Consider the following 12,808-nt stretch of genomic DNA (forward strand, 5'->3'; position numbering starts at 1 on the left):
ATAAAGCTTTGATCTGCTATGCTATGTCTAGAGAAAGATTAAGAAGTAGGTGCAACAATGAATCAAAGACAAAGAGAGTTAGTAGAAATTTTATTATCCAATCATCAACGTGCTTTATTGATAAAAGATCTTGCTAACCAGGTGCACTGTTCAGAGAAAACCGTGCGTAATGATTTACAAACGATTGACAAGTTGTTAAAGGATTATCCATCTGCTTATATTATTCGGAAACCGGGAACAGGGGTATTTATAGAAATAAATGAAAAAGACCGTGCCCGTTTATTCCATGCTCTTTTTCGTAAAGACGAAGCAAAAGATAAGCGAGTAATGAACATAGCTTATCGACTACTAACTAAGGAAGAACCAATTACTATACAAAACCTTAGTGAAACTTATTTTATGCCTAATGCTATTATTAAAGATGATCTAAACTGTATACAGCAATGGTTAGAGAGTTTTGGTTTAAGTGTTGAGTGCAGACAAGGGCTTGGGCACTATATTAAAGGAGATGAAATAAATAGACGAATTGCTTTAGCTCATATTGAAGAACTTACTGGTGATTCAGCAAACTTTTTATTGGATTTATTTATGCCGTTTGAGGTTGCTACGGTAAAGCAAACCTTAGACAGCATGTGTAAGCACTGGGATCTTCCTATAACAAGTGAATCATTGAATAATCTTTTGGTCCATGTGTTAATTATTGTGAAAAGAACAAAGTGTAATGCTCCCATTAGCATTCTGCAACAGAATGAATCTATTTTTCAATCAATAGAATATCAAGCAGCGAAGTGGGGTTTACAGCAATTAGCTGAAAAATTTTGTCTTACTTTTTCCGAATCAGAGTTGATTTATTTTACCTGGCATATACGTGGCAGTAAAAAGTACGAAGAGACGATTTATCAACAAAAAGATGAGCCAATGAAGCAAATTTTATCTACACTAATTAAAACGATGCAACAGCTGACGAGAGTTCCATTCTCTTTCGATGATCAATTAGTAAATGGACTAACAATTCATTTGGATGCTGTGGTCAATCGTTTAATGTACGGGTTTCCAATTTCTAATCCATTGTTATTTGAGATTAAAAAGATGTACCCATATATGTTTAGCATGGTTACTCTAGCGTCAGAGAGGATAAATGACAATTTTAATTTAGATATACCAGAGGAAGAAGTGGCTTATATTGTACTCCATTTCCAAGCTTCCATTGAGAGGCTGGATGCTGAAAAACACGCTATACCAAAAGTCTTAATTGTGTGCGATATGGGAATAGGAATGTCCCGTTTGCTGCAAGCCAAGGTGGAAAAGCAATATCAAGAATTAAAAATTGTAGGAGCAATAGGAAAAGGGGAAGTACAAGCTTTTCTGAAAGAAAATGATGTTAATTTAGTTATTTCCACAACGCCTTTAGAAAATGTAAAAGTACCTTCTATTATAATTTCGCCGCTTTTAGAAGCTACAGATAAAGAAAAACTACAAAAGTATCTTAAAAGGCGAGCAGTAGAGTCATCTGTGTTAGCAGCTTCTGATCATGTGCTTTGTGAGTTTATCGATGAAGAATCAATATTTACCGGTATCCGGCCACAGCATCGTTTTCAAATAGTAGAAATGCTAGGAAATATGCTATATAAACAAGGAAAAGTAGACAAGTCTTATATTCATCAAGCGTTATTACGAGAACGAAAATCTGCAACTTCTATTGGCGGAGGAGTAGCGATTCCACATGGTGATCCAATACTAGTTAGAGAATCCACGATAGCTGTAGCTCTTTTAGATAAGCCAATTGACTGGGGAACAGAAAAAGTATCGATTGTGTTTATGCTTGCTTTAGAGAACGACAAAGCCAATCCGATTAAAGCAATTATTCACAAAATATCAGCTCTCTCTAAAGATCCGGAAATGGTTGGGACTTTATTAAACGCTCGCAATAAACAAAATCTTTTACGAATTTTAAATGAAAGAAATTTATAAACGTGCCCCTGTACTGCGAAAGGAAAACTTCATTCATTCTATTCTCCTGTATATACTTCGTCACATATGTAGTAAGTTAGCCTTCATTTTTCTTTATCATCCATGAAGATAAAGAAAATGAAGGCTTCACTTTTTTACACTATAGGAAAGTATAAAACTTTATGGTTAATAGTATAAGAAAAACGATAGCTTTCGTCATAAAGACTTGGCGACATGCCAAGTTTTTCTAATCTCAAGGGAAACTAGGTTAAACCAAATAATAGAGGTTCTAGAGGCGAAAAAAGTAATTTCTTATCTAACTTGGTTACTTTTAACCGATATATTTTAAATTACCATAGCTCCGGTAAAAACCTAACATAATGAATGAACAATAATAAGATATACTTTGTGATGAAAACACTTATAATTTCTCTATTAAAAATTTTTTACGAGATATTCAATAAAAAGCGCTTGTATGAAAGATGATGGGCAAGCGGATAAAAAGCTTTGCTCACTAAGCTTAATTTATCCCGTATGTAAGGTGCCGTAAGACTCCCACTTCAAGAGCCTGAGTTGGTACAAAAGGGTCTAAGCGGGAGAAAACGGCACCTAAATGCCCGATTCGTTCAAGGGCCTTTAGGTCATACCATTAAGGTACTAACACTCAGTAGGAGATGGAGGAAAACTCCTACTGAATGAAGCTTCACTTTATAAGGAGGTTGAAATAATGAAAATAGTTGCTGTAACTGCGTGTCCAGTAGGTATTGCACATACTTATATGGCAGCTGAAAATTTACAAAAAGCTGGAGAGGAATTAGGTGTAAACATAAAAGTAGAAACTCAAGGATCCATTGGTGTAGAAAATGCTCTAACCGAGAAGGATATTGAAGAAGCGGATGGAGTCATTATAGCTAGTGACAAAGAGGTTTCCAAAGAACGGTTTATTGGAAAAAAGCTGATTGTAACAGGTGTACAAGAAGGAATTAGAAATCCGCAAAAACTGATCCAACGGTTTGAAACTGAAGATATACCTGTGTATAGAGCAGATTTAATGTCCCTGGAAGAAGCAAAAAAAAGGAAAAAAGAAAAAGAAAATCCAATATATAGACATCTAATGAGCGGTGTATCTTATATGATTCCGTTCATTGTTGTAGGCGGATTATTGATCGCACTTGCTTTAACATTAGGTGGAGAGCAGACACCAGGGGGAATTGTTATTCCTGAAGATTCATTTTGGAAAAAAATTGAAGAAATAGGGGCTGCTTCGTTTAGTTTTATGGTTCCTATTCTCGCTGGATTTATCGCTGTAAGTATTGCTGATCGACCAGGTTTAGCTCCAGGTATAATTGGTGGATTTATTGCAGCAAATGGAAGTTTTTATGGTAGTGAAGCCGGTGCCGGATTTATTGGTGGGATCATTGCAGGTTTTTTGGCAGGTTACATTACACTAGCTATTAAAAAAATTAAAGTTCCTCAAGCTATCCAACCGGTTATGCCGATTATCTTTATTCCAATTCTATCAACCGCAGCAGTTGGTTTGCTATTTGTTTATGTCATTGGTGCTCCAGTAGCTCAAGTGTTTGAATCGCTAACAGCATGGTTGGAAGGGATGCAAGGGGCAAGCTCCGTATTATTGGCATTAATTCTTGGTGCAATGATCGCTATTGATATGGGTGGTCCATTTAATAAAGTAGCATTTTTATTTGGCTCGGCTATGATTGCAGAAGGGAACTATGAAATAATGGGACCGATTGCAGTAGCAATTTGTATTCCGCCCCTTGGCATGGGTCTTGCAACATTTATCAATAAACGAAAATATCAACCAGCAGAGCAACAAGCTGGTAAAGCAAGCTTCACTATGGGACTGTTTGGAATAACAGAAGGAGCAATTCCATTTGCTGCACAAGATCCGTTACGTGTAATCCCGAGTATCGTAATTGGGTCAATGACCGGGTCTGTTATTGCTATGCTAGGGAATGTTGGTGATCGAGTGGCACATGGTGGACCAATCGTTGCCGTTTTAGGAGCAGTAGACAATGTATTCATGTTCTTTGTCGCCGCTATTATTGGTACACTTGTCACCGCATTACTGGTTAACTTTCTAAAAAAAGATGTAAGTGGTGTGCGTAAACATTCCAATAAAGAAAAAGATAAGCAGAAAGTAGACAATGAGCCCACAGACAATACGTCCATTGAGCTAAACAAATTAACAGATATTATGACGATGGATTTAATTGATACAGATATTCAGGGCACAACGAGAGATGAAGTAATTGATAAACTCATTCAAAAATTAAATGGATCAGGAGTTTTGAATGATCCAAAGGCTTATAAACAAGCCGTTATTGCTAGAGAAGAAGAAGGAACAACAGGAATGGGAATGAATATTGCTATTCCCCACGGTAAATCGACGGCTGTTAATAAGACCGCAGTAGCCTTTGCCATAAAACGTGATGGTGTAGATTGGGAAAGTTTGGACGGAACGGATGCTAAATTAATTTTTATGATTGCTGTACCGCAAGAACAGGCGGGAGATCAACATCTAAAAATTTTACAAATGCTGTCCAGAAAATTAATGGATGCTACATTTAGAGACCAGCTTTTAAAAGTTACAACAAAGGAAGAAGCATACCAGTTACTAAATGAGATTCAATAGGATAAGCAGTTCTTTAATGTTTTAACCAAAGTTTAGCTTAGCTTTAAAATTTGAATTGTTGGAAGAAATGAAAGAAAAACTATCATTGTGCGGAGTTTCACTATATAATATGGGAAAAGGGATGAACCTCTTTTCCCATTCCCTGTTTAATAAAAATAATATGTTGGAGGGATTCAGCATGAATCAAGAACCAATATTTTTAAAACCTGTATTTCAAGAACGAATTTGGGGAGGAAAAAAATTAAAAGCATTGTTTGGCTATGAAATTCCATCAGAGCAAACAGGCGAGGCGTGGGTTATCTCTGCACACCCGCACGGTCCGAGCGAAATTATAAATGGTCCATTAGCAGGAAAAACATTACAAGATGCCTGGGAAAATCATGGCGAACTGTTTCACAAAAAAAGCAGCGATGATGAAGCATATCCATTATTAGTTAAAATTTTAGATGCAAATGATAATTTATCGGTACAAGTTCATCCCGATGATAAGTTTGCAAGAAATGTGGAAAATCAACCATATGGTAAAACGGAATGTTGGTATGTGCTTGATGCAGAGCCGGGAGCAGAAATTATTTTAGGTCATCACGCAAAAACGAAAGAAGATTTAGCGGCTATGATGGATAATGGAGATTGGGATCAGTTGTTACAACGTGTGGCTGTAAACAAAGGCGATTTTATCTATGTGCCAAGTGGGACAATTCATGCAATTGGTAAAGGTATTGTTATATTAGAAACCCAACAAAGCTCTGATATTACATATCGAGTGTATGATTATGATCGTAAAGATAAAAAAGGAAATCCCAGAGAATTACATCTGGACAAAGCAAAGCAAGTTACAAATATCCCTCATCAAATGTCAAAGCTTGAACAGCAAAGTTATCAGAAAGAGGGTTTAAATGTTCAGCAATTAGTAAAAGAAACTTATTTCACTGTGTATCATTGGAAACTTTCGGGCGAAGTGACGCAACATTTAGAAGCTGATTTTCTACAATGCAGTGTGATTACGGGAAATGCAGAAATACATGTAAATAATAAATCTTACACATTAAAAAAAGGTAATAATTTTATTCTCCCGTATGGCATTGATACATATCAGCTCGTCGGCAATGCAGAATTGATTGTTTCACATACGTAATGGATACGTAAAGAGATATGTTGATTGCATCATTTTGAATCAACAACATGACAATGAGGTTGAAGCAATTGTTAAAAAACTTTTGAATTGACTACATTATAAGGTCGTTCAAGATATAATAATTTCAATCCACGCACCTATACAAGGTGCGACGTATGTTCTACCTTTGTTCTTTTCCATCTTAGTGTATTTCAATCCACGCACCTATATAAGGTGCGACGGTAGCGACGTTGCCTTTTTCGAGTTTCGCCTCGTATTTCAATCCACGCACCTATATAAGGTGCGACCAAACACTTGTTGACTTTGTTATGTCCATTTGGGATTTCAATCCACGCACCTATATAAGGTGCGACGGAAATGCGGTCGTTGACAGGTGATCTGGCTGATATTTCAATCCACGCACCTATATAAGGTGCGACGAATATCAAGCGGCAAGAATCGAAGACGGCAAGATTTCAATCCACGCACCTATATAAGGTGCGACGCCTACGTCCTAGCGCAGGATGCGGAGTTTGAGCGATTTCAATCCACGCACCTATATAAGGTGCGACAGCGAATATGACCTAATTTTTTACAAAAATAGTAATGATTTGTGCCTTTTTAGAATGTAAGCTTCAAAAAACGCTTCTATTTCCTCCATTTTATCCCATTTTTAGGTTTTATACAAACAAATTTTGGTGCGAATCCCCTAGAGATTTTATGTGCACTTCAGGTTCGCACCAAAATAACATGTCTATTCATTTGGAAATCAAAAAGTAAACTAACGATTCGTCTAGCTTAACGCTCAAGCTGTAGCAAACTAGTATATTCTTCCTACGATAAGTCAACATCGACTCTAAAGGAAAGCCGACTAAAAGCGGGCTTGTCGCTCAGGCGTTGGCATACCCCTGTTTTAGAGGCATGTTATCTTTATCCCCAATGTAAGAGCCGTCATTTCTCTCATCTCAAAAATTAGGCATTACTTTCAGTGAAACATAATAAAGTTGTCATTTTGGCCCTTGACATGCAACAACTTTATTAGTCAATTTTTTCTAATAAAAAATTCATGTTCTTCATCTACACCTAAAACAAGTTGTTGATCAAGATTTATTTCCATAGAAAAGATTTTAGATTTCTTTTCTGAGAAAAGCCATCTTCTACCCGTACTCGTTAAAATAATAAAAACACCATTCTTTTTTTCTTGCATAAAACTTAAAGAAGAATTAGTAATAGGTTCATTATCACTTTTTAAAATGTTTATTTCTTTCAATTTCTTCCCGACACTAGGAGCGTTTTTGACAACCAACCCAATTTCACTGATATTCAAAATGTTATTTACTGAAAATGGGGTTTCTCTAATTGGATTTTCATTATATCGAGCTATAAGTTCCACAATATTTCCTGCCGGGTCTTCAAAATAGCAAGCATACGCAGGCCAAAATGAGAAATCTGCCTCGTCTTGTCCATCATCTAATAACAGCCTGACTTTTCCTTTCAACCATGTCTTTGCTTCTTGAAATTGATTGGATGGAATATTAAAAGCAAAATGATAATATGGTTCCCCTTTTACATTTTCATTTTTAAATTCTAAAATGCTTGTTCCTACTTGAATTTGAAAACGATTTGGGCTTTCGCCACAAAGAGAAAAACCTAATTGTTGCGTATAAAATTCCTTCATTGCTTCTAATTTATTTGTTTGTAGTGTCAGTAACTTTATTTCCATAACAAATATATCCTCCTAAAAAAGTTTTATATTTAGATATCAGCCTCGATGTGTGAATAGGGTTGTGTTTAATTTAAACGTTTTCCCATTCATTTTTCCTTATTAAATATTATACTAATTCGAATTTTATAGACAACTTTATTAACTCTGTACAATTAACCTTTAACTTAATTTTACAATCTGGACCTTTGTGGAATAACATATCTAAGCAGACCAATAAAGCCGAAATTACAAACGTTTTAAATCGCGGTTTTGATCAAGATACATCACTTAATGTTCTTGTAAGTGACTGCACGTATGTACGTGTAGCTGAAAAGTGGCATTATGTCTGCCTGTTTGTCGATCTTTTTAATCGTGAAATGATTAGGTACAGTTTAGAAGTAAACTAAGATCATCTATTAGTCATGAAGGCTTTAGCCACTAATTCCAGCAAGTCTCGCAAGAAGTTTCTATTTTCCCACCGATCGTGGCAAAGAGTTTGATAACAGATAGGTGATGAAGCATGGCAGCATTCAAATCGAACGATCACATTAGCATAAAAGGGTGTTCCTATGATAACGCTATAGCAGAATCGACATTTAAATCATTCAAAAAAGAGTTTGTGAAAAATAGAAAGTTCGATAGTTTAAAACAATTAAAACTAGGGTCAGCTGATTATGTGCATTGGTTTAACCATTGTCAAGTAAATGAAAGCCTAGACTATTTCCCACCTATCCCAATTAAAAAAAGAACACCTTAAAAAACTTTCAAAGAGAAAAGAATTCCTTGAATGAAGTTTTCCTTTATCATCAGAAATTCTCTATTTGTACATCGCTAATCGAGCGCTTCTAGCTTTTGTTCTTTACTATCTTTTTTCTAACTAATCATTTGGATGATATTCTCCATTTTTAAAAAATAGGTGAATAATTATATACAAAAATTGATTTTTGTGATATTCTTACAGCAAGGAGGTGAAACCATGGATATGAATGAAAGCGGTTTTAAAATTATTATGCACAGCGGTGATGCACGTTCTTATACGATGGAAGCATTAAAAAATGCCCGAAAAGGAAATTTTGAAAAAGCCGAACAATTGTTAAAAGATGCTGATGATCAGCTGCTTCAGGCACATAAAATTCAAACATCTTTATTACATGAAGAAGCTAATGGAAGAAGCATGAATTTATCCATTATATTCGTTCACGCGCAGGATCACTTAATGACAGCAATGTTGGCAAAAGACTTAGCAACTGAAATTATTGCAATGCAGCAAGATAAAACTTTATAGAGGTTTACAGTAAGAAAGATAGAAGTTTTTCTAAAACTAATAAATACGAAAAAAGGAGTGTGTGTTATGCGTGTATTAGTAGCCTGCAGTGCAGGTATGTCCACGAGTTTATTTGTTCAAAGAATAAAGGATGCTGCAAAAACAGAAGGTGTAGATTTGCAAATAGAAGCTGTATCTATTTCAGAAGCACGTTCGCTTTTGCAAAATAACAAGTATGACTTACTATTGTTAGGTCCGCAAGTTGCTTTTATGAAAAATCAAATGGAAAAAGAATTAGGGAATTCGCTTCCAGTTCGTGTCATTAATAGTCAGGATTATGGTTTGATGCGTGTTGAAAATGTTTTAAAACAAATATTGGATATAGTAAACCACTAGTATGGAAAAATAAAAAGCTAGGGGGAAATAAAAATGAATCGAATAGCCAATAAAATTGCTCAATGGTTGACACCTATTGCTACAAGGTTTTCTACGCAGCGTCATTTAGGAGCTGTGCGTGATGGTTTTATTATTTTGATTCCACTTGTTATTGTAGCCTCATTTTTTGTATTGATTAATAATGTAATTTTGGATCCTAATAACGGTATTTTTGCTGATGTTGCAGATTTAAGTGCTTACCAGCAAATAGGAAATCAAGTTTACAATGGTACATTAGGACTGCTTTCCATCTTAATTGCTTTTACTGTGGCTTATAAACTGGCACGTTCTTACAATGAAGATGGCGTTATACCAGGAGTAATGGCAGTTGCTGTATTAGTTTCCATGTTTCCTAGTATTGTTAAAGTTGTTCCCCTAAATCAAGAGAAAATGGTAGAGATAACGGGGGTATTTAGTCAAAGTGAAACATCCGCTACTGGATTAATTTTTGCGATTATTTCATCCTTAATTGGAACAGAAGTTTTTTTACGATTAAAGAGAATTAAAAAATTACAAATCAAAATGCCGGAAAGTGTTCCTCCAGAAGTTGCTAGATCTTTTAATGCATTGATCCCAGCATTTTTCACGTTAACATTGTTTGCCCTATTGGTGTTTTTAACGAATGCATTTTTTGATTTAGGATTACAAGAAATAATAACAAAAGCGATACAAGCACCACTTGATGCTATCTATCAAGGATTATTCGGTATTAATGGAGTTATGTTTGTACAAAACCTATTATGGGCTTTAGGAATTCACGGTACCTTTGTCCTTGGACCAATTACGGAACCAACTTTACTAGCTGCTATTCAGGAAAATATTGAAGCATTTCAGGCTGGCAGCATCATACCTAATATTGTAACCAAACCATTTATTGATAGCTTCGCAATGATGGGTGGTGGCGGAAATACAATCGGTTTATTAATTGCCATATTTATTGCATCCAAACGTGCGGAGTACCGCGGTGTTGCTAAACTTTCTACTGCTCCAGGGTTATTTAATATTAATGAACCATTAATGTTTGGGCTGCCAGTTATTTTGAATCCAATTTTAGCGATACCTCTTATTCTTGTGCCAATTGTGAATCTGAATATTGCTTATCTTGCTACATCTTTAGGATTAATTTCAAAAACGGTTGTTTTTATTCCTTGGACAACCCCGCCTGTATTATCCGCTTTCTTAGCGACAGCAGGTGATTTCCGTGCAGCAATTTTAGCTGCTCTATTAATTGCTCTATCGGTAGTTATTTATTTGCCGTTTGTAATTGCAACTAATAGAGTAGCAGCTATTGAAAGGGAAAACAGAAGTTAAAGAGAGCTGTTCAACAGGAGGATATGCATGACGAAAGTATTAATCTGTGATTTAGATGGAACATTACTTGATAAAAACAATGAAATATCATTAGAAAACATGAGGAAAATTCAGTCATTTTCGAACTCAGGTGGTACATTTATTATTGCTACAGGACGATTAGATCATGATATTGTGTATGTCGAGAAGCAACTAGGAGTTCAAGGTGATTTTCGAATTAGCCAAAATGGTGCCGTTATAACAAATAAGGATGGAAAAGTAGTTTTTAAACAGGAGATTGATTCTCATGCGGCTAAAGGAATCATGAAAATATTAGATAATAGAAAAGAACGAGTTGAAGTAAATGATGCTATACGGCGTTATTTTCCTTCACCACGCCCTATGGGAGGAGTCGCTGAATTTGTTGATTCGGCAGTTATTGATCCACAACTAAACAAAAAAGTTGGGAACAGCGTGATTCCAACCATCTTTCTCATATTCGGTGAAAAATCAGGTTTCAAACAGATAAAAGCTACCATCAATAAAAAATATGAAAACATTGTTAATTGTGTAGAAACCAGTGACTCTTCCTTAGAAATTATGTCTAAATATATTTCGAAGGGTGTTGCTGTTCGCCAAATTATGAAAGAACTGAATATATCAACACAAGATGTGTATGTTATCGGTGATTCTGAAAATGACATTTCCATGTTCGAAGCAGCAGGGTATTCATTTGTAATTGATGGTGCTTCAGAACAAGTGAAGCAAAAAGCGGATGAGATTCAAAAAACAGTAGCTGACTGTATTGAAGTGATTATGAATAAATCTCCGAAAGTTAGGTGAAAACATGAAAAAGATAATCTATATCCCTTTAGATGAGCGGCCATGTAATTATATATATCCGAAATATATGGAAGAAACAAGAAAAGACATAAAACTTATTGTTCCACCATGTGAAATACTTGGTAAGAAAAAAGAGAAGGCAAATGTCGAGCAATTATGGAAGTTTATCAATGATCATGCTCCCGAGGCGGATGGTCTGGTGGTTTCTGTTGAAATGATGCTATACGGCGGTCTTTTACCTTCTAGATTACATCAATTACGTGAATCAGAAGGAAAAGAGCGATTGAGAAAGTTTCAAATGCTAAGAGAAGCGTATCCGCATTTACTGATATTTGCATCAAATTTAATTATGCGTACTCCGAAGTTTAATAGTGCTGATGAAGAACCGGATTATTATGCTGAGTATGGAGAAGCATTATTTAAAAGAGCTTATTTACTGGATAAAGACAAACGTACAGGATTAAATGAAAAGGAAAAAAGTCAATTACAAAAAATAAATACTAAAATTCCAGAAATGTTTATTGAAGATTATGAAAGACGACGTAAATTCAATGTTACGATGAACATGCATATCCTCGACTTAGTTGTTAAAGATGTAATAAACTTTCTTGCTATTCCGCAAGATGATGCTGCAGTATATGGATATACTGCAAAAGATCAGGCAATTGTTTATCGTTATATCGAACAAAAAAGATTACAAAACAAAGTAATGGTCTATCCAGGAGCAGATGAGGTTGGATCCACATTAGTTGCTCGGATGCTGAATCATTTGCTCAATAGGAAACCGCGGGTATACTCTTTTTTTAGCTCGACATTAGGCCCCTATATTGTACCACTTTATGAAGACAGACCATTTGCTGAAAGTGTCAAAGCACATTTGCTTGCTTCTGGCTGCAAAGTGTCTTTGCAACCGGAGGAGGCAGATTTTATATTAGCAATTAATACTCCGGGTAAAGTAATGCAAGAAGCATTTAATCAAAATGAAAAAGATGTAACATACAGCAGCTATCGCGAGCTTCACTTTTTTACGGAACGTATCCAAGACTATTTGGAGATGGGAAAGCCTGTAGTGCTTGCGGACAGTGCCTTTGCAAATGGAGGAGATATAGAATTGCTCCATTATCTGGATGACTATCAGGTTCTAGATCAATTGATATCCTATAAAGGTTGGAACACAAATTGTAATACGTTAGGAACATCAATTGCTGCAGGCATCTTTGCGTTTGACAAGCAGGATTGCTTGACAATAAAAAAGAATCTCATATACCATATTCTTGAAGATGGTTTATATCAGGCCATTGTTAGAAAAGAGGTTACAGAAACCGTTCTTCCTGAAATCGGTGCAGACTATTTCCAATTGAATAATCAAGATGATAAAGTTGCTAGTGAAATTAAGAAGAGGGTTGTAACATATTATCAGCAAATGATAAAAAACAGCTTTTCAGAATTCGAATTATCACAGGTTTGTGTACATTTACCGTGGAGAAGAATGTTTGAAATTGGTCTTGATTTAAAAATAAAGAATAAATAGTTATCCCTGGCGTGAGGAGA

Annotated in this window: 10 protein-coding genes and 1 CRISPR repeat array; of the genes, 9 read left to right on the forward strand and 1 reads right to left on the reverse strand. The window is 35.5% G+C overall.

From position 1 onward, the window contains the following. The first annotated feature begins 57 nt into the window (after positions 1-57). From KQI21_RS09210 to manA, 3 genes are all read left to right on the forward strand, one after another. Positions 58-1,971, forward strand: coding sequence for a BglG family transcription antiterminator (locus tag KQI21_RS09210; RefSeq protein ID WP_216483895.1), 1,914 nt, complete (start codon positions 58-60; stop codon positions 1,969-1,971). A gap of 706 nt (positions 1,972-2,677) precedes the next feature. Next, the gene (locus tag KQI21_RS09215) at positions 2,678-4,606 is read left to right on the forward strand and encodes a PTS fructose transporter subunit IIABC (RefSeq protein WP_216483896.1); all 1,929 of its coding nucleotides are present in this window, start codon (positions 2,678-2,680) and stop codon (positions 4,604-4,606) included. A 178-nt stretch (positions 4,607-4,784) separates the two neighbouring features. Next, positions 4,785-5,741 (forward strand): mannose-6-phosphate isomerase, class I, encoded by a 957-nt coding sequence (manA, locus tag KQI21_RS09220; RefSeq protein WP_216483897.1) that lies wholly within the window; start codon positions 4,785-4,787, stop codon positions 5,739-5,741. Positions 5,742-5,862: 121 nt separating this feature from the next. Further along, positions 5,863-6,293: a CRISPR direct-repeat array (repeat unit 33 nt; unit sequence ATTTCAATCCACGCACCTATATAAGGTGCGACG). Positions 6,294-6,762: 469 nt separating this feature from the next. On the opposite strand, the gene KQI21_RS09225 is transcribed toward manA, so the two are convergent. Next, the gene (locus tag KQI21_RS09225) at positions 6,763-7,443 is read right to left on the reverse strand and encodes a toxoflavin lyase-like VOC family protein (protein ID WP_216483898.1); all 681 of its coding nucleotides are present in this window, start codon (positions 7,441-7,443) and stop codon (positions 6,763-6,765) included. A gap of 502 nt (positions 7,444-7,945) precedes the next feature. Between KQI21_RS09225 and KQI21_RS09230 the strand changes: the two genes are divergently transcribed. The 6 genes from KQI21_RS09230 to KQI21_RS09255 all read left to right on the forward strand — a co-directional run bounded on the left by KQI21_RS09230 (position 7,946) and on the right by KQI21_RS09255 (position 12,788). Then, the gene (locus KQI21_RS09230; protein WP_216483899.1) at positions 7,946-8,182 is read left to right on the forward strand and encodes an IS3 family transposase; all 237 of its coding nucleotides are present in this window, start codon (positions 7,946-7,948) and stop codon (positions 8,180-8,182) included. A 219-nt stretch (positions 8,183-8,401) separates the two neighbouring features. Then, positions 8,402-8,710 (forward strand): PTS sugar transporter subunit IIA, encoded by a 309-nt coding sequence (locus KQI21_RS09235; protein ID WP_216483900.1) that lies wholly within the window; start codon positions 8,402-8,404, stop codon positions 8,708-8,710. A gap of 66 nt (positions 8,711-8,776) precedes the next feature. Continuing rightward, positions 8,777-9,085, forward strand: a complete 309-nt coding sequence (locus KQI21_RS09240; protein WP_216483901.1) for a PTS sugar transporter subunit IIB — start codon at positions 8,777-8,779, stop codon at positions 9,083-9,085. 33 nt (positions 9,086-9,118) lie between these two features. Then, positions 9,119-10,435, forward strand: coding sequence for a PTS sugar transporter subunit IIC (locus KQI21_RS09245; protein WP_216483902.1), 1,317 nt, complete (start codon positions 9,119-9,121; stop codon positions 10,433-10,435). Positions 10,436-10,462: 27 nt separating this feature from the next. Continuing rightward, positions 10,463-11,257: an HAD family hydrolase gene (locus KQI21_RS09250; protein WP_216483903.1), complete on the forward strand. Its 795-nt coding sequence runs from the start codon at positions 10,463-10,465 to the stop codon at positions 11,255-11,257. A 4-nt stretch (positions 11,258-11,261) separates the two neighbouring features. Continuing rightward, entirely contained in the window at positions 11,262-12,788 is a 1,527-nt protein-coding gene (locus KQI21_RS09255; RefSeq protein ID WP_216483904.1) for a DUF4127 family protein, read from the forward strand. Positions 12,789-12,808 lie beyond the last annotated feature (20 nt).

Origin of the sequence: Virgibacillus proomii (genome assembly GCF_018916875.1) — a bacterium.
Lineage (GTDB): Bacteria > Bacillota > Bacilli > Bacillales > Amphibacillaceae > Virgibacillus > Virgibacillus proomii_B.